This window comes from Pseudomonas sp. PP3 (genome assembly GCF_905336995.1).
In the GTDB taxonomy this organism is placed as follows: Bacteria; Pseudomonadota; Gammaproteobacteria; order Pseudomonadales; family Pseudomonadaceae; genus Aquipseudomonas; species Aquipseudomonas reinekei.
The window spans coordinates 6,278,292-6,298,395 of record NZ_HG995459.1; the positions used below are offsets into that span (position 1 = coordinate 6,278,292).

The window sequence follows — 20,104 nt, forward strand, 5'->3', positions numbered from 1 at the left end:
TCACCAGGACCTGCGCTTGCGCAGGTCTTTTTTTGCCGACGATATTTATTTACCGCCAATGCCGCTGTACCCGTCGCTACCTTGCAATGGATCGCGCACCGAACCTTTCACGGTGCCTGCTGCCCTCACAAAGGATGTGACCATGACAGATACTTCCAGCCCTCCTTCCGAAACCGCCCTCTCCACTGATCAAGACGCCCTGCTCACCCAATTGGTGGCTGGCCCCTCGATCAGGGAAGTCGCCACCCATGCCCTGCAACCCGCCCTGAAAACCCTGTACCCGCAACTGTCTATCGACCCGCGACTGGCGATGGTGGTAACGCCGTCCTGGACCTTCCACGACCAACGCGTCGTCCCCGGGCCACGGCACTTCGAATCGCTGACAGATGCCTTGGTACGCCACAGCGTTGCGGGCACATCGGCGGTCTACCTCGACGGCGACCACTACCTCACCCTGCAACCTCAGGAACAGACGCCGGCGCAACTGCCCGTGCGCATCGACGCCATCGGACAGTTGCTCAATGAATTGGCGCCCCTGCTGTTTGTCGCGTTTCAGGAACAGCAGGTCGACTACTGGAACCAATACACCCGCGCCTCGGCCCCGCGCTGGAAGGGATTGTCCAAATCCCTGCGCGAATTGTGGAACATCGATACGAACCCGAAATGGGACAATGACCTCAGTGCGATGGCCCGCAACCTGTTCACCTACCCCGAGAAAAACGCGCGCACGTCGCATGACCGCTACCGATCGCGAGCATGCCTGATCGACCTGGACGCAGGCGTTTCGACACACCTCAACATTCTCGACATGGCGGTATTGATCGGAACCATCGGTCCCCGCACCTTGATTCTCTGTCACACCATTACCCGCGGTTTCCAGGCTTACGACTCTTTGCAGGAACTGGGCGCGTCCCTGAAGTCGTACGTCGATGATTCAACACCCGGCAACACCCTGCATTGGCGGTTGATCGAACCCGAAGGCAATTACTTCGATCATCTGGCGTGCAACCTGATCGCGCTGCAAGCCGACTCAATTGGCGCCTTGGCAACCGATACTGCCGCCGTGAATCCCGACCTCGCGCCGCACATCAGCCGCACGACGAACGAGCTCGATCCGACGGACAAACAGGCGCCTTCACGGTTCAACCAGGTCGAGCAATCGCTGCCGGACTGGATGGCCGACGCATCATCGGGTGACCTCACCGCGTATAGCCGTCATCTGATGGATCTGGCGCAGGTACAGAGTCAGAACGGCGGGAAGTCCTTTCAGGACGGTATCAAGCCCATCCGCGAGTTCGCGCTGGATCAACTGCGCGATGCCATGATCAAAGAGCATGCCGACGCCGCAAAGCTGAACCTGGCGGACATCGAAATCGTGGTCGACAGCGTGGTGGTGTGGGGCAGCTTTACGCCGCTGGTGGAACCCGAACGCACCACCTTGGGCCTGGTTGATCTGGCGCTGCAAAACCTCATCGCCTTGCCGCTGGGCAACAAATCCGTGCGCAGCACCAGCGCCACGGCGTTGCCGGCCTGGATGACGGTCAGTTACCTGGAGCAGTTGATCGTCAGCGTCGACATTGGCAAAACCTACCCGGAGTTGATCAAAAGCAAACTGCGCGACGATCCGGTGGACAGCTTGCGTCGCCAGAACCTGTTCACCAGCCATTTGCGTGTCGAATTGCCGCTGCTGGCCTTGCAGCAAAAGATTCGTGCGCAGCACGGGATCGATGAACTGGGTTACCGCTATGTCGCCGCTGTAGTCCAGGTGCTTGACGCTAAACGTTGGGTGGATGGTCAGGAGATTGTCATTCGCCCTCTGGCGTTCAAACCCGGCTGGCGCACTGGAAACTCGACCGACGAAGTCGCCGACATGTTCGTGATCGGGCCACGGCAAATGGACAAGGGACCGTGTCTGCTTTACCGGCCGTTGCTCAATCAACCCTTGAGCCAATACCCGACACCGGCCAACCTGATCTATGCCATCAAGCATTCGCCGACACTGCGCCAATCCGTGCTCGCCTGGCTACCGGACTCGGCGCGCGCCAACTATGCCAACTATGTGTTCACCGGCGACCGGGTTTCGGTGTGGTCCCTCTCCTTGCTGTTGGCCGACCCGCTGACGTCCCTGCAAATGAGCGGCACGCTGGCCCTGGGCTCTCAAGTCATCGCCAACGATTACCTGGCTGCCTTGTACAAGGCGAACGTCAATGCGCTGATCGAACTGGCGCAACGACAGTCGGTATCCAACACGAAAAATCGCTGGGAAACCTTCAAGCACGCGGGCTGGTTGATCTTCAACGCGGCGTTGCCGTTTCTCGGCCGAACAGTCGGGACCGCCGCCTGGATCTGGCAGGTGCTCGATGACTTGCAGCAAACCCTCGATGCCGGGGAAACAGGCGACAGCGAGCAACAGAAAACCGCCATGACCGACCTGTTGCTGACCCTGGCCATGGTTCTCGCCCACCGCGCCAGCGCACGTAAACCGACCTCACGTGCATTAGAGGAAAAGACGCCACTGACCAAGGTCGTCGAACCCGAAGAAAAACCGCCAGCAAGTCCCGTGTCCTTCACTCAACTGCCGGATGTCGTCGGCGAGCATCCGGTGCAGCATCACATATCAGTATTGACCGACACCGCATTGAGCCTGAACAAAACCCTGGATCGCTTCGCCATCACCCGCCCGGAGCAACTCACCCCGCCCGCTAGCGAAAACGGTGTCCATCGCCATCTCTACCATCACCAGAACAAGTACTACGCCCCGGTGGGTGAGCGCTGGTTTGAAGTGGCCGTGGAAGATACGGGGGACGTCTCGATCATCGACACTCGACAACAACCCGCGCGCAGCGGCCCTGTGCTGATCAGCAATCAACAGGGCGAGTGGTTCGTCGATACGCGCCTGCGCCTGCGCGGGGGCGGTCTGTCGAGCCGGCGCAAGGCACTGAAACAGCAGAATCAAAAACGCGTCGCCGATCTCAAAAAGCAGTTGGCCGAATTCGATAATGAGCGGGAACGGGCACGCAAAGAGCTGACGGACGCTCACAACGCCATGAAATCGGCCAGCGGCGACGCACTGCTTACCGCGCAAACGCAGTTCCTTGAGACGCTCGATCGCCGCACCGAGGAGTACGCCCTGCCCATTGCACAGCTGAAATCGCTCAACCTGCTCGATACGGTTCCCAATTACCGAACCAACATGGTCGAGATGATCGGTACGCAACTGTTCTTCAACCAGACGTGGCTCGATCAACGCAATGCGACCTTCGCTCAAACGCTGCGGGAAACCCTGGCGCTGCTGGAGACTGAGGAAACGGTCGAGGATGGAAGTAACCGTCCGACTTATCAAAAAATGATCGACCTGACCGAGGGCATGATAGGCAAAATCGAGTTTGCCCAATCTCGTTTCGAAGAGTTGGCCCGGCTGGGTCGAAGTGCTGCCGAGATGGCCAGCAGCTACCGGGCAAGATTACCGGCGTTCAGCCCTGTTGATCTCAAGGCGCTCCAGGTTTCGCTGGCCCGCGAGGTCTGCCTGAAAGAGCCAAGCAGTGCTGCGCCGGGCCAGGCCCAGATTGAATTCACCCGGCTGCTCGACACCACCAATCTGGTGATCCAGACCTCCCAGGAGCTGATGCTGGAGGGCGGAGCGTGGATTGCTGGAGAACGTATCGAGGGACTCAGCGGGATGCTGGAACAGTTCGCCGCCATCGACCAGTCATTCGAAGACTTTGCTCTAAGCCACAAGGAGGCGGTACTGGAGCAGCCTTTCACGCATCTTCGAACACGGGTCGGCGAATTCCAGCGGGACGCCGAAAGCTACCTCGCCCAGTTGTTGCGAGAGCAAGCGCCGCTGGAGCCCCGGCCCGGCCCTTCAAGGCCCACATCGGCATCGCGTAAACGGGTCATCAAGACACGCTTTCGCGGCACCGTCGTTGGCGAGGTACGTCCATCGGCTCCGGGACAGCCGATATTGCTGGATGTGAAGGCCCCCCTGACCGGCAATGTGATCGCTACCTTTCACGAAAAAACGCCCGGGGTCTGGGTCGAGCGGGTTCAACCCAAACGCAACCGCCCGGCCGTAATAGCCCCTGCGCTGGACGCGCAAATGGCCCAGGCCCGGACGCAGCTCGACGGGGTGGACAGTTTCATCCTGCAAACCGAAGCGACCGCGAAAAAACCTGGCCGTATCCCGGTGGAAATCGAAGAGCTGTTCCAACACAAAGCCGACCAACTTGCCGAGAGTGCCAGGAACCTGGTGCAAGCCCGTACGAACAGCACCGACGAACCGCCGAGCCTGATCGCGGAACTCAAACAAGCCAGCGAGCGGCTCTATACCGAGGGACACCGGGTGCGCGTCGAGATGATCAAGCGACAACCCCCCACAGCGGTCCGTGTCCAATGGCTATTGAGCAAAAATGAAATCGACATTGTGTCTGGTGGCGATCGACGACGCCTCAAAGGCCCACGCAAGGATTACTTGAAGGAGTACGAAATCCGCGAGCGCAAGACCGGCCAAACGTTGTGGTATGCGCATTTCCACTACGCGAGTCAGGACGCGCCGATCGACATGTTCACGGCTGCCCATTTGAAACTGCGGGATCAACGCCTGATGGCCGGCGCATTCGACTTGCGCACCGCCACCAGCAACCCGCAAGTGATCGCCATCTATCGCAGCGAGATCAGCCCGCAATTGGCGCGGTCCCTGTTCTTTTCGTGAACCCCCTACGTCAAAAAGGAAAATGACGATGACTGAACACTCCGAAAACACCGAAACCCGTGCATTGCTGAAAAAGAGCCAGGTCATTCATCAAACCAGCCGGGGCCCCACCGTCGATGTAGTCGCCGCTCAAATATTGCGCCAGGCCCTGAAGGTGCTGCATCCCGAACGGGATCTCAACCCGGATCAGACAATGATCGGCACACCTCAGTGGCAGCGCCTCGGCGATACGCTCGTGGCCATGCCGACGCAGTTTGAGTCACTGACCCAGGCGCTGGTACGCCAGTTCTTTACCTCGACCACCGCCAACTTTCTCGAAGGCGAACACTTCCTGACGTTGAACCCGCAGGCTACACCCGTGGTGCATCTGGATATCGGCATCGAAGCCATTGCCGGACTGCTCAATGACTACGCGCCCCTGCTGTTCGTCGCCTTCGGCGAGCAGCAACTGGCCTATTGGAACAACACCGGGCATCTGGTGCCGCGCTGGCAAGAACTGTCCGCTGCCCTGCGTAAAACCCTCGACGTGCAACACGCCAACGGTTGGGATGATAAACAGTGCCAGGTGGCTCGGGCCGTCTCGCTGCATCCCGACAAGCAAGAGCGTCAAGCCCATGATCCGGCGCTTTCGGCTATCCAGGTCAGCCTGATCGACATTGATACTGTAGACGCCAAGGGAAATGCGCGGCACCTGTTGATCGGCGGTGCCGCCGTGCTGACAGGGCGCTATGACCAACGTGACCTGGTGATGATGTATACCGTGGAAAACGGTTACGAAACTTTCGACTCCCTTAAAGAACTGGGCGCTTCGCTACCAAAACGCATCGAGACACAACCAGACGCTCGTCAGCTGAAGTGGCGCTTGTTCGAACCCGACGGTAATTTTTTCGACCACATGGCCTGGGCCCTGATTACCAGCCAGCTCGATGCCATTACTGAAATCAGTCAACAAGGCCTCGCCGTTGAAGAAGATGCCTTCACCGGATCTTCGCCCATCCCTGAACATGCCAGCGCCAAAGAGAAAACCGCGCTTGCCGGTCTTGACGACTCAATACCCGACTGGCTGTTCGATGCATCGGCTGCGGACCTCGATCAGTACAGCCAATCGATCAATGCGCTGGGCAAACTGTACAAGCAGACCGACAAGACACTGTTCCGGATTCTGCCCATTAACACCTTCGCCCAAAACCGCATGCGCGAAGCGATCATTGCCGAAAAAGAGTCTGCCGCCAGCCTGCCGCTCGATGACCTGGAAATTACGATCACCAACAGTTTCGAATCCGGTGGTTTGACGCTGCCCAACCCGCACGACACCCATACCGAAACCTTGGGTGAATACGCCTTGCAAAACGTCGCGCCGTATCAGGCTGTCGTTCGATTCAGTCCACCGCAGGCGGTACCCGAATGGTTGAACGATGCCTTCCTGACGAAGGTGGCGAGCAAGGTTGATGTCGGCGAGGCCTATCCCCGACTGATCAAGGACAAGCTGATCGACGACCTGGTGCAGGCGCCCTTGCAGCAGCATTTTTACATCAGCCAGTTGCGTGCCCTGCTGCCGCTGATTGCGCTTGAGTGCAAGGTCCGCGGCATCGGCGGTGTAGATGAACTGGGTTGTCGCTACATTCATGAATGGCTCAAGCCGACACCCGGTCACCCGCAACCGGTGGTCATTCGCCCCCTGACGTTCGTCCACTCCGGGAACACCGACGGCGACACCGTGACCAACATGTTTATCATCGCTCCACGTCAGCCAGTCGGCGGGCCGTGCCTGCTGTATCGGCCGTTGCTCGAGCAGCCGTTACTGCAATTCCCTTCTGCGCAAAACCTGCTGTATGCCTTGCATCAGCCGGGCGAGTTGCGCGATTCGGTGCTGGCGTGGCTGCCGGACTCGACCACCAGCTTCAAATACGCCCAATACGTATTCCCCGTCGGGTTGCCCAGTTCATGGCTGGTGGCACAGTTGGTCGCCGAACCCTGGACTTCCGTGGACTGGGCAGGCCCGGTCGAACTCTCGTCCAGTGAACTGGCCGGCGAGGTCTTCCCGGCCCTGTTCAAAAAGCACGCCCAAGCCATGGCCGAACTCGCCGATCACCAGTCGCTATCCAACGCAGAACGGCGTTGGGCGTTGTTGCGCGACAGTGGCTGGGCACTGTTCAACGTCGCCGCGAATTTTCTCAGTGGCCCCGCGGGTGCAGCGATTTGGGTCTGGCAGAGCATCAGTGAAGTCGAGCAAGTGCTGGACGCTCACAATCGCGGTGATGCACACGCGCAATGGAACGCCATCGCCGATATGCTGTTGAACCTGGGCATGATCCTGGCCCATCACGCCGCCGTACGCCGCAAGTCAGGCCCACGAACCGCTTCGGCGCCGCCAGGTGACCACGACAGGCTCCCTGAAACAAATGTCACACCGACGGTCAAGCCCGCCGCACTCACCGTAACACTGATCCCCACTCCACTGACCGGTGAGCTTGCGCCCGGCCATTACACCTCACTTGATCCCAGCGGCTCAGTGCCTCATCGCTCACCTTCGGCTCTGATTACTTTCCTGAGCCACCTGAATGTGCCGGCGCCCGATCTTACCGACCCGACACTGGAAACCCTGCAGCGCGATACCGCGTCCCTGTACCAGCTGGATGGAAAGACCTATGCACAGGTCGGCGAACACTGGTTCCGCGTGATTGAAAATGACGACGCGCAAATTCACATCGTTGATCCGCAAACCCCCTCGAAGACCGGGCCACCATTGAGTCAAACCAAACAGGGGCATTGGTTTGTAGACACGCGATTGCGCTTGCGCGGGGGTGCCGGTGGTACCAGCCTGCAAAGCCAGCTCAGGGCTCAGCGCAAGGCAAAGGAGCAGCAGAAGAAAGAGCTGGGCATCATGCTGGATGCCTTCAAGCGTCAGGAGCCGGCAAACAATGCTGAACTGAAAAAAACCCAGACTGAAATGGAGGGGGCAACCGGACCAGCGCTTGAGCAAGCGACACAGCGTTACCTCACTCAAGTCGAGAAGCTGATCGATGACTACGACCAGGCGCTGAAAAATCTTGAGCAATGGCGTCTCAAGGGCGGAAGCGAAGGCTATCTCAAAGACTTCCAGCGTATGAACTTCGAATTGCAGAAGAATCTCGCCCTGTGGTTCGCACTCAAGCGCAGCACCTATGGGGCATTGACCCATCTGCTGGCGGAAGACACCGACATTGAATCAAACGCGTCCATGCAGGCTCACGTGCAGGGCGTCCGGCAAGCCTTGGCCTTGAGCCACGACATGATTAATCGCCTGCAAATCTCCCAAACGTCCCTGCAATCCCTCGAAGCCATTGGCAGCGCTGGCATAACCGCCGCACAAACGCTGCGAAAGCTGCTGCCTGCGTTCACCTCGTGGGAATTGAAGTCCAACGAGATCGGCATGTCCCATGAGGTGTGCATGCGCGGTCCTGCCAACGCAGACACTGCACCGGCCCGTGAAGCGGTGGGCTCGTTGATTATCGAGGCCGCCACCGCGACCCACCGGCATACAGCGTTGACCAGGATGCCCGATAGCGATGAGGCCATTGCACTTCGAATCGACAACCTGAGCAGGCTCACCGATGTCTATGCCGATGTCGCTCAGCGTTTTGAGGACCTTCCGGGCGAATATCCCGACTTGGTGGAACCCACCGAACTCAAGCGGTTAAGCAACTTGATAGGCGAGTTCAGACAGTTGGCGCAAGAGCAACTGAGTACGCTACTGCCCGAGAGCGGGACAATCGCGGCACCGGTCGCGCCAAAACCTGCCGTTGCGGGTCCATCCCGGCCTGTTGGCAAAGTCACCAAAAGCCGCCCTCGCGACCCCGCGCCCGCCAAAGCCTCGACATCCGCCGAAGCTGCGCTCAGCGAGGTTCTTCCGGCCCGATCAAAACCCGCCCCTCAACCGGTGCTGGATGACATCGACATCATCGCTGATGCCCTGACTTTGAATGAAGACGTACAGGGTTTCATTGATCGAACCCGCAAAGACGCCTACAAACCCAACCGTATTCCAGCAGACATGCAGGACTTGTTCGATCATCAGGCCCGGCGCCTGGAACAAACCGCAATCAATGTCGGCCAGGCGCAGACGCGCATCCGCGCTTCAGGCGGTTCGCCGCTCCCGGTGGGCAACCTGAGCGCCGAACTGAACAGCGCCGCTGAGCGGTTACGCGCTCAAGGCATCAGCATCCGCGCCAGCTTGCTCAAGGACCGCCAGCCTCGCCAGGCGTATGTGCAGTGGCTTCTGGATAACAATCAGGTCCGCATCGTCAGAAACGCACAAGGCCGGATCAAGACCAAAAGACGCCAGGACTACTTTCAGGAATATCAGGTGCTCGACACCACTAACCGTGACCAGCCATTGTGGTTGGCGCACTTTCACTATGATTCGCCAGAAGCACCATCGGAGCAGTTCACGGCTGCGCACCTGAAAGTCGCCGATGAATATTTGAAGCAGCTCACAGCCGAGCGGCGTCAGGCACTGAGCAGCCTGACGCCACTGGACTATGTGCTTCGCCGGATTGGCGACCCGAGCCTGTTCTTGAAACTGGAAACCCAACCCTGATGCACGTGGGCGGGCGGACTGACATCCGCCCGCTCAGCGAGCACGCCATACCGTCCGCAATCGCTCCAACGCGGCCTCGATCTCACGCTCGGGCACCGCAGCGAAGCCCAGCACCAGGCCGGCACATTGATCGTCCGGCGTGGTGGATTGCGGTAGCCAGTAACTGCTCAATCCATTGATCTCGACATCGACGCTACTGGCCAACTCGATCAACTCTCGCTCACGAGCCACACTTTCGACCGGTACAGTCATGTGGAGCCCGGCGGTGACTGTGGGTAATCGGCCAACGCCCGGGATATCCAATGGCCAACCACTGAGTAGCGTATTACGCCGACTCAACGCCGCACGACGCATGCGCCGGATATGTCGCTGAAAGTGTCCGGCGGCCATGAATTCGGCCATCACTGCCTGGGTACTCACTTCAGAATGACGCACATCCACGGCCCGACGCCGGGAAAACCCGTCCACCAGCCCCATCGGCAACACCAGATAGCCCAGGCGCAGTGCCGGGAATGCAACCTTGCCGAAGGTCCCGACGTACAACACCCGACCCTGGCGATCGAGGGCTGCCAACGGTGCCAGTGGCGCACCGCTATAGCGGTACTCGCCATCGTAGTCATCCTCAACGATCCAGCCTTGAGTGCGCTCGGCCCAGGCCAGCAACTCCAGACGGCGCGCCAGGCTCATCACTACGCCCGCGGGGTACTGGTGTGACGGCGTGACGTAGGTCAGGCGGCAATCGCTGAGCTTTTCCAGGTCGCCGCAATCGATGCCCTCACTGTCCACTGCCACACCGTGCAAGCGCGCACCGGCCACGGCGAACGCATGTCCTGCCGCGCGATAGCCCGGATTCTCGATCGCCACCCCATCGCCAGGCTCCACCAGCAACTGTGCACAAAGGCTAATCCCCTGTTGCGCACCACTGGTGATCACAATTTGTTCAGCCGTGCACTGCATGCCCCGGGAACTGCGCAAGTACGCCGCTATCATCCCGCGCAGGCGCGCATCACCGGCGGGGTCGCCGTAACACAATTGCTGTAAATCCGGTTTGCGCCAGAAAGCCGCATTCAGCTTGGCCCAGACCTCGAAAGGGAACAGATCGAACGCCGGAACACCGACCCTGAACGCCCGTGGCGGACCGCTCGGAGGACGCGGTAAATGGTTCTGTTCGACGCGTCCCAGCCCAGCACTGTGGATAACTTTGCTGGATGAAATCACAGGTAAATCCAGCCAATTTGTGGATAAGGCTGTGGGTAAGCCTGTTGATAAGCCTGTGGATACTTTTGTGGATAATTTTTTTGCCGGCAAGGCGTTTGGCGGCAATTGCGCGACATAGGTCCCGTCGCCGACCCGCCCCTCAATGAAGCCCTCGGCATAAAGCTGGTCATAAGCGCGCACCACGCTGTTGCGGGAAATCGCCAACGCCGCCGCCAGATCTCTGCTGGCAGGTAAACGGGTGCCACTGGCCAACCGTCCATCCAGCACCCGCACCCGCAAGGCCTGATAAAGCTGACGACTCAAGCCCTGACGGCGATCAAGTTCGATACCCGCCGGGTTGAAGGACAAGGACAATGGTTCGCTGGTCATGGCAATGGACCTATGAAATTGGTCATTAATGGCTCTTACAACAGACCAATAGCCTGCCTAGGATGCAGGCATTCGCCAAGGAAAATATCGCCATGTACACGCCACGTGCTTTTGCCATCGACGAGTTGTCCCAACTGCATGAACTGATTCTCGCCACCCGTCTCGCCATCCTGGTGACCCACGGTGAAAGCGGCCTGCAAGCCAGTCATGTGCCGGTGCTATTGCATTGCGAACAAGGCTCGAATGGCAGGCTGTACGGGCATCTGGCCAAAGCCAATCCACAGTGGAAAGACCTGCGCGACGGCGCCGAAGCCCTGCTGGTTTTTGCCGGTCCCGACGCCTACGTCAGCCCTGGCTTCTACCCGGCCAAGGCCGAACACGGCAAGGTCGTGCCCACCTGGAACTACGTCGCCGTACACGCTTATGGCCGCGCCGAAACCTTCAGCGATGGCGGGCGACTGCTCGACATCGTCAGCACCCTCACCGACCGTCATGAAGCCGGCCGCGCCCAACCGTGGTCAGTCGCCGATGCCCCCGCCGATTACATCGACGGCATGCTCAAGGCCATCGTCGGTTTCGCCATTCCCATCGACCGTCTGGAAGGCAAGCGCAAGCTCAGCCAGAACCGCAGCCCCGCCGACATCGCCGGCGTACGCGAAGGGCTGGCCGCCAGCCCCGACGTCAATGATCAAGCCCTCGCCCAACTGATGCGCTAAGGACAATCACCATGAGTCAAATCGACATTCGCCAAGTCACCGCCGGTGATCACGCGGCCTGGTTGCCGCTGTGGCAAGCCTATCTGCGCTTCTACAACACCGAATTGCCGGACGCCGTCAGCCAGAACACCTGGCAACGCATCCTCGACCCAAACGAACCGACCCACGCCGCGCTGGCGTGGGCCGATGGCAAGGCGGTGGGCATGGTGCATTTCATCTACCATCGTTCGAACTGGGCCATCGAAAACGCCTGCTACCTGCAAGACTTGTTGGTGACGCCCGAAATACGTGGCACCGGCGTCGGCCGCCAGTTGATCGAATTCGTCTACGCCACGGCCAAGGCCGACGGTTGCAACAAAGTGCATTGGCTGACCCACGAAACCAACACCACCGCGATCCAGCTCTACGAGCGCATCGCCGAACGCCCCGGTTTCATTCAGTTTCGCAAAGCCATTTAACGTTCAAGGAGAACAGCATGTCGACTTCACTCGCAGATTGGAAAGGCGTCCCGGCACCTTCGGTCCAACTCATCGAAGGGCGTTTCATTCGCCTGGAAAAACTCGACCCGGCGCGCCACGGGGACGATCTGTTCAACGCCCTGCAAGGCCCCGGCGCCGACCCGAAACTCTGGGACTATCTGCCTTACGGTCCCTTCCCCGAGCGCAGTGCTTTCAACGACTGGCTGAATAACCACGCGGCCAACAGCGACCCCTACTTCTTCAGCGTGATCGATCGTGCGAGCGGTGAAGTGCAAGGCCTCCTCAGCCTGATGTCGATCGTCCCGTCTCAGGGCCGCGTCGAAATCGGCCACGTCACCTTCGGCGCGCCGATGCAGCGCTCACCGAAAAGCACCGAAGCGGTGTACCTGCTGGCCAAGGAATCGTTTGCCCTGGGTTACCGCCGCCTGGAGTGGAAGTGCAACAACGGCAACGCCCGATCCAAATACGCAGCCGAGCGTCTGGGCTTCAGCTTTGAAGGGGTGTTTCGCCAGCACATGGTGGTCAAGGGCCAGAACCGTGATACCGCGTGGTACTCAATCCTGGACTCGGAATGGCCGGCGATTGGGGCGGGGTTCGAGCAGTGGTTGAGCGATGAAAACCAGACGGCTTCGGGGCAGGTGAAGTCGTTGGTGGAGTGTCGCGGGTATTCCAGAAAATAAAACTGTGGGAGCGAGCCTGCTTGCGAAGAGGCAGGCACATTCAGCATCTATGTCGCCTGACACTCCGCCATCGCGAGCAGGCTCGCTCTCGCAATTTTGCTTCCGTCGAAGGCAGATTCCGCGACGACATCAATCTGTAAAAACCCTCCGCTATACAGGACGCCCCGCTTATAACAAAAAGGCCGTCCAACCATGCCCTTCTCGCCCCAGCGTTTGGCCCTCGTCATCGCCCTGCTGATCAGTACAGGGGCCAATGCGGCGCCCTACAAAACCGTGCAGATCGACACCGCCACCACTGCCCCGCAAACCCTGGGCGGGGCCGACACCCTGACGATCTCGGCGCCGGGAAGCATTACCAATGCCGGCAAGGCTGTCACCCTCAAAGACGGTACGGCCGGGGCTGGTGTGGTGATTGATAACGCGGGGCAGATCGTTTCGACCGGTGGCCGGGCGATCGACAGCAGTGGCGACCTGACACAGGCGCGCAACTACAGCATTTACAACCGTGCCGGTGGGCAGATTCTGGGTTTCAACGACGCTCTGCGCATCGACAACAATTTCGTCAGCGGCAGCTTGTTGATCGATAACAGCGGCATCATCCGCTCGACCACCGGCCAAGGCCTGGACCTGGATGCACTGCGCAGTGCCGGGGTCACCACCACCATCATCAACCGCGCGGGCGGGCTGATTCGTGGTGAGGCCAGCGATGGCATGAAGACCGGCGCCAATGCGTCCATCACTAACTATGGCGAGATTTCCAGCGGCGACTCGCACAACGCCAACGAGAAGTTCGACGGTGTCGACATCGACTCGGCCACCGGTGTGACAGTGACCAACTACGGCATCATTAGTGGTGGCCGCCACGGCATCACCACCGATCTGGGGGCGACCCTCACCAACTACGGGCAAATCACCGGGCGTAACGGCTCCGGTTTCGGTTCCGACGGCGACGGTACGGTGATCAACCACGGCACCATCACCGGCGCCTGGTCCGGACTGCAACCTAATGGCGACGGCGATGGCGTGGACATCGACAAAATCGCCCACATCGAAAACTACGGCACCATCCAGGGTGTCGGTGCCGGTGGCGTGGACAAGAACGGCTTCGCCAATGGCAGCGAAGGGATCGCGCTGGGCGGCGGCTACGTGCTGAACGCTCAAGGCGCAATGATCAGCGGAGCCACCAGCGCCATTCTGGTTGACGATGGCAGCGGCGGCTCGGGTCTGGCGGCGACCACGCTGGAGAACTTTGGCACCCTCCAGGGCCTTGACGGTTTCGGCGTGAAGTTCGTTGGCGAATTCGCTGACAGCGTCATCAACGGTGGCACCATCAGCGGCAGCAACGGCCTGGCACTGGACCTCGGCGGCGGTAACGACAGCCTGACCCTGCGCAACGGCAGCCGCTTCGTGGGGGTTGTCGATGGCGGTAGCGGTGACGACCGCCTGGTGATGGACGACGCGGCGGGTGGCAGCTTCGGCACCAGTCGCCATTTCGAATGGCTGGAGGTCAAGCAAGGCGCCTGGACCCTGAGCGGCAACGGTGATTTCAGTGACGGCGGCGCGATCCGCAACGGCGCGACGCTGATCAACCTGGGCGGCATCGCCGGCAGCGTGACCGTCGATGCCGGTGGCGTGTATGCCGGCGGCGGTTCGGTGGGCAACTTGCTGGTCAATGGCACCTTGCAGACCAACACGGGCCTCGGCACTGCGACCATCACCCACGACCTGACCATGGGCAGCGGCTCGACGATCGCCTACGGCGTCAACGCCGATGGCAGCAGCGCACCGATCATCGTCGGTGGCACGGCCAACCTCAACGGCGCGACACTGGCGGTCAATCCGGGCAGCGGCACCTATCCATGGCAAAGCCAATACACCGTGTTGCAGGCCGCGAACGTGGATGGCACCTTCGGCAAGGTCACCAGCGACTACGCGTTTCTCACACCCACCCTGGCTTACACCCCAACGCAAGTCGACCTGACCTATACCCGCAACGACGTCGCCTTCAATGAGTTCGCCACCACCGGCAACGGTGGTCGTGCTGCCTACAGCCTGGCGAGCCTCGGCAAGGACAACGCGCTGTACAACGCGTTGCTCAACACGACCAACGCCACGGCCGGTGCGGCGATCGAACAACTGAGTGGCGCCAGCAACGCCAACCTGACCAGCGCGACCCTCGGCGCCAGCAGTCAGGTCGGCGCCAGCATGCTGTCGGCCATGCAGCAGATGGGCGGCGGTTCCAGCCTGCTGGTGGGGCTGGACCAACGCGATACCCCGGTCCTCGCCGCCAACGGCGTCCCCCGCGAAGCGCGCAACCTCAATAACCCGAATGCTCGGGGCCGACTGTGGCTGCAAGCCATCGGCGGCTACGGCAAGCTCGATGGCGAACACGGCAGCAGTGGACTGGAACAACGCAGCAAAGGCACGGTGCTGGGTGCCGACTGGGCACTCAACGGGCAATGGCGATTCGGTGTGCTGGGCGGTTACTCAAAGACCGACCTCGATGCCACCGGCGTCGATGGCAATGTCGAGAGCTGGCATGCCGGTGTCTACGCCCAGCGCCAAAGCGGCCCGTTGGCGTTGCGCCTGGGTGCGGCGTACAGCGGACATCAAGGGGAAAGCAAACGGACCGTTGCCTTCAACGGCTTCAGCGACCGGCCCAAGGGTGACTACGACGCCGACAGCCAACAGGCGTTCGCCGAACTCGGTTACGCCATGGGCAGCGGCCGCCTCAGTGTCGAGCCATTCGCCAACCTAGGCTACCAGCGCTACCACCGCGACAGCTATGAGGAAAAAGGTGGCGCCGCCGCCCTCCAAGTCGATCAACAAACCGAGGACAACTTCAGCACCACGTTCGGCCTGCGCCTGGCCCGCCTGAGCAGCCTGGACAACGGCATGAGCGTGACGCCGCGCATGACCGCCGGCTGGAAACATACCTATGGCAGCGTCAGCAACTCCACACGCCAGGCGTTTGTGGTGGGTGGCACGGCGTTCAGCGTCGATGGCAGTTCGCTGGATCGCGACAGCATGGTGCTGGAAGCCGGGCTGGATGTGGGCATCTCTGCACGCCATACGCTGGGGATCGGCTACAGCGGCGAGATCGGCAACAACAGCCGCAATCACGGGTTGATCGGGCAGTGGCAGATGAGTTTCTGATCGTGCCTAGCCGCAAAGGTCCGAGTAGGCCGTAAGAAAAAGCGTCTGCTCGAAACCGACAAATACAGCCGCCTGGGTGCGGCTGTGTTTAATTCCTCACGTCCTTGCGACACCCCCTGCAACGTCGACAGACGCGCCTGACATCGCGCTCGCAGCGGCCCTTTTAGAGTTTGGACTCATCTGAAAAGAGGTCCGACTCGATGCCCGCACAACACAAATACCGACCACAACATCTTGCTTTGGCGATAGCGCTTGCCTTGGGTTGCGCTGAATTTGCGCAGGCTCAAGATCCCGCGTCTGAACCCGCCCCCACCCCCCACAAAACCATTCAGGCGCTGGTCAAAGACATCGACGCTTTCGCTAAAACGGCCACGCCCCACTCCATCAAAAACACAGAAGACTGGGGCAAGCTTCAACTCGGCGATACCGATGAAGTGGTCAGGTTACAGACCCCGCAAGCGTTCAATGGGATCGTGGATGGCGGCGCAGGCGAAAATCTCCTGCAACTCGATACCGCCAAAGGAGGAAAGTTTGGCGAAAGCCGTCAGTTCCAGCGACTGGATGTAAAGAAGGGTGCGTGGACGCTGACCGGTTCCGGTGACTTCAGTACGGGTGCTCTGGTTCGTGCAAAAACCGCGCTGAACAATGAGGGGCGTATCGCTGGCGACGCATGGGTTCAGGGTAGCCTGAGCAATTCGGGAAGCATCGACGGCCGTGTCGACATCTACGAACAAGCGACCTTCAGTGGCCGCGGAACTGTGGGTGCCCTCAACGTCATGGGGCACATGCTCGTCAATCAAGCGCAAGGCGCACCCCGGGTCAAAGGCGACATGGACCTCGCCAAAACGGCGGTCCTGTCCTATGAAGTGCATTCGGAGGGTTCGAGCGAAACCATCAAGGTGGAGGGTACTGCCAGACTTGGAAATGCGACCTTGAAAGTGGTCGGGGCAGGCGAAGATTTCCCGCAGACCAGCGAGTACACCATCATTGAAGCAGGCAAGGTTGAGGGTGAGTTCGCTCATGTCGAAAGCAACCTGGCATTCATGAGCGCACAGGCGAACTACGAAGAGAACCGAGTCGGCCTGACGTATGCCCGCAACGAAGTAACCTTCGAAAAGTTTGCAGTTGATGAAAACGCCAAGGAATTCATTCACAACCTTGTTGCGCCTGAAGCTGCTCTCACAGAACAGAGTCCAGCCCAAACCCCAAATGCTGCCATCAAGGCCTTGCTCGGCACCACCACAACCACCGCACCGTTGGCCATTGAGCTACTGACCGGCGACAGCAACGCCAACCTCTCCAAAACCACCCTGAGCAGTGTTGCCCCGGTGAGCACCAGCATGCTCTCGGCCATGCGCCAGTTGGACCGTGCAGGAAACTCCAATGATCAAAACAACGCCCCTCGCCTGGCCGCCGGCAGCAAAGGCAGCGGCCGGGTGTGGGTTCAAGCATTGGGTCATGGCGGCAAACTGGATCGCGACTTTCAGGACTTGAAATACTCCACGGAAGGCTTGGTGATGGGCGCGGATTGGGGTATCAGCGAGCATTGGTATTTGGGCGTGATCGGCGGTCAATCCGCGACGCGCATGGACAGCCGTGAACTCGACGGCAATCTCGACAGCTGGCACCTGGGCGTTTATGCCTTGCGCCAGAGTGGGCCTTTCGCCTTTCGACTGGGCGCGACCTACAGCCAGCACGATGGCGACAACAAACGTGAAGTCGCCTTCGCTGGTTTCAAGGACCGTCCGCAAGGTCGTTACGATGCCAGCACTCAACAAGCCTTCGCAGAAGCGGGTTACAACCTGGGGTCCGCGAACGTCAGCTTCGAACCGTTTGCCAGCATTGGCTATCAACGCTACCAACGCGACAGCTACACAGAAAAGGGTGGCGCTGCCGCACTCAAAGTCCATGGGCAAAGTGATGAGAACCTGAGCAGCACCTTCGGGCTGCGCCTTGCACAGATCAATGCGCTGGATAACGGCATGCAACTGACGCCGCGTTTCAGCGCCGGCTGGAAACACACCTACGGTGAACTCTACAGCTACACCCGCCAACGTCTGGTGACGGGTGGTCGCGACTACACCGTGTACGGTGCGCCGCTGGACCGTGACAGCCTTCTGGTCGATACCGGGCTGGATCTTCGGGTATCGGCCAACAACACCTTGGGCGTCAGCCTCAATGGCGAAGCCGGCAGTGATGGCCGCAGCTATGGCGTGACGGGGCAATGGCGGATAGCGTTCTGATTAACCACTGACTCAACACAGAACCTGTAGGAGCAAGCTTGCACCTACAGGGTATGTGGTGTTTGCCAGAATGAATTCGCAGGCGAAAAAAAAGGGGAGCACATGCCCCCCCGAGGTTTAAAGCGTTGTATCGAGGCTGTTAACTCAGCCTTCGATCTCGATCAGGATTTCGCCCGGATTCACGCGGTCGCCCTTGGCCACGTGGATGGCGGTGACTTTACCGGCGATGGCAGCCTGGACTTCGGTTTCCATCTTCATCGCTTCGGTGATCAGCACAGCCTGGCCAGCCTTGACACTGTCGCCTTCCTTGACCAGCACATCAACGATGTTGCCCGGCATGGTGGTGCTGACGTGGCCCGGTGCAGTGGCTTGCTTGCGCTTGCTGCTGCCGCCACCGACGAATTCGTTGAGTGGTTCGAACACCACTTCTTCCGGCATGCCGTCGATAGACAGGTAGAAGTGACGCTTGCCTTCAGCCTTGACGCCGACCCCGGTGATGTCGACGCGATAGGTTTCACCGTGGACGTCGATGACGAACTCGGTCGGAACGCCTTCGCCACCGGCCGATGCAACACCGCCAGCCTCAGGAATCGGCAACAGCACTTCAGGCGTCAGGGTGCCCGCGGCACGCTCCTCGAGGAATTTGCGACCGATGTCCGGGAACATGGCGAAGGTCAGCACGTCTTCTTCGGACTTGGCCAGTGCACCGATGTCGGCACGCAACTTGGCCATTTCCGGCTTGAGCAGATCGGCCGGGCGCACGTCGATCACGTCTTCGCTGCCGATGGCCTGGCGACGCAGTTTCTCGTTCACGGTGCCTGGCGCCTTGCCGTAGCCACCTTGCAGGTACAGCTTCACTTCGTTGGTGATGGTCTTGTAACGCTCGCCGGCCAGCACGTTGAAGAACGCCTGCGTGCCAACGATCTGCGAGGTCGGGGTCACCAGCGGCGGGAAGCCGAGGTCTTCGCGAACGCGCGGGATCTCTGCCAGCACTTCGCCCATGCGGTTCAGCGCGCCCTGCTCTTTCAACTGGTTGGCCAGGTTGGAAATCATCCCGCCCGGTACCTGGTTGACTTGAACGCGGGTGTCGACGGCGGTGAATTCGCTTTCGAACTGGTGGTACTTCTTGCGTACGGCGTAGAAGTACAAGCCGATCTCCTGCAGCAATTCCAGGTTCAGGCCGGTGTCGAATTCGGTGCCTTTGAGGGCAGCCACCATCGATTCCGTACCTGGGTGACTGGTGCCCGAGGCGAAACTGGAGATCGCGGTGTCGATGTGGTCGGCGCCGTTTTCGATTGCCTTGAGCTGGCACATCGTGGCCAGGCCAGCGGTGTCGTGGGAGTGAATGAACACAGGCAGCGACTGCTCGGCTTTCAATGCCCGAACCAGTTCGCCCGTGGCGTACGGGGTCAGCAGGCCGGCCATGTCCTTGATCGCCACCGAGTCGCAACCCATGGCTTCCATTTGCTTGGCTTGCGCCACGAACGCGTCAATGGTGTGCACCGGGCTGGTGGTGTAGGCGATGGTGCCCTGGGCATGTTTGCCCGCCGCTTTCACCGCTTCAATCGCCACGCGCAAGTTACGCACATCGTTCATGGCGTCGAAGATACGGAACACGTCGATGCCGTTGACCGCAGCCTTGGCGACGAAGGCTTTGACCACGTCGTCGCTGTAGTGGCGGTAGCCCAGCAGGTTCTGGCCGCGCAGGAGCATTTGCAGGCGAGTGTTAGGCAATGCCGCACGCAGTTGGCGCAGACGCTCCCACGGATCTTCTTTCAGAAAACGTACGCAGGCGTCGAAGGTCGCGCCGCCCCAGCATTCCAGCGACCAGTAGCCGACTTTGTCGAGCTTGTCGCAGATCGGCAGCATGTCTTCAGTGCGCATGCGGGTGGCGAGCAGCGATTGGTGGGCGTCGCGCAGGATTGTGTCGGTAACGTGGATTTTCTTAGTCAT

9 protein-coding genes are annotated in these 20,104 nt (G+C 60.1%); 7 read left to right on the forward strand and 2 right to left on the reverse strand.

Annotation, left to right across the window (positions count from 1 at the left end):
• Positions 1–142: 142 nt before the first annotated feature.
• Positions 143–4,711, forward strand: a complete 4,569-nt coding sequence (locus KHO07_RS28460) for a DUF6543 domain-containing protein (protein WP_212626124.1) — start codon at positions 143–145, stop codon at positions 4,709–4,711.
• Between the two features lie 28 nt (positions 4,712–4,739).
• Positions 4,740–9,290 (forward strand): DUF6543 domain-containing protein, encoded by a 4,551-nt coding sequence (locus KHO07_RS28465; protein WP_212626125.1) that lies wholly within the window; start codon positions 4,740–4,742, stop codon positions 9,288–9,290.
• A gap of 33 nt (positions 9,291–9,323) precedes the next feature.
• Here KHO07_RS28465 and KHO07_RS28470 read toward each other — a convergent pair whose 3' ends face one another.
• Positions 9,324–10,877 carry a PLP-dependent aminotransferase family protein gene (locus KHO07_RS28470; RefSeq protein WP_212626126.1) on the reverse strand — a complete coding sequence of 518 codons (1,554 nt, stop codon included), beginning with the start codon at positions 10,875–10,877 and terminating at the stop codon, positions 9,324–9,326.
• 92 nt (positions 10,878–10,969) lie between these two features.
• Between KHO07_RS28470 and KHO07_RS28475 the strand changes: the two genes are divergently transcribed.
• The 5 genes from KHO07_RS28475 (at position 10,970) to KHO07_RS28495 (ending at position 18,151) form a co-directional block, all read left to right on the forward strand.
• A complete protein-coding gene (locus KHO07_RS28475; RefSeq protein WP_212626127.1) occupies positions 10,970–11,593 on the forward strand; it encodes an FMN-binding negative transcriptional regulator in 624 nt (207 codons plus the stop codon).
• Between the two features lie 11 nt (positions 11,594–11,604).
• Positions 11,605–12,051, forward strand: a complete 447-nt coding sequence (locus KHO07_RS28480) for a GNAT family N-acetyltransferase (protein ID WP_212626128.1) — start codon at positions 11,605–11,607, stop codon at positions 12,049–12,051.
• A 17-nt stretch (positions 12,052–12,068) separates the two neighbouring features.
• Positions 12,069–12,752, forward strand: coding sequence for a GNAT family protein (locus tag KHO07_RS28485; RefSeq protein WP_150735863.1), 684 nt, complete (start codon positions 12,069–12,071; stop codon positions 12,750–12,752).
• A 192-nt stretch (positions 12,753–12,944) separates the two neighbouring features.
• The gene (locus KHO07_RS28490; protein WP_212626129.1) at positions 12,945–15,908 is read left to right on the forward strand and encodes an autotransporter domain-containing protein; all 2,964 of its coding nucleotides are present in this window, start codon (positions 12,945–12,947) and stop codon (positions 15,906–15,908) included.
• Between the two features lie 200 nt (positions 15,909–16,108).
• Entirely contained in the window at positions 16,109–18,151 is a 2,043-nt protein-coding gene (locus KHO07_RS28495; RefSeq protein WP_212626130.1) for an autotransporter outer membrane beta-barrel domain-containing protein, read from the forward strand.
• A 144-nt stretch (positions 18,152–18,295) separates the two neighbouring features.
• Here KHO07_RS28495 and oadA read toward each other — a convergent pair whose 3' ends face one another.
• Positions 18,296–20,104, reverse strand: coding sequence for a sodium-extruding oxaloacetate decarboxylase subunit alpha (gene oadA / locus KHO07_RS28500; RefSeq protein ID WP_150735866.1), 1,809 nt, complete (start codon positions 20,102–20,104; stop codon positions 18,296–18,298).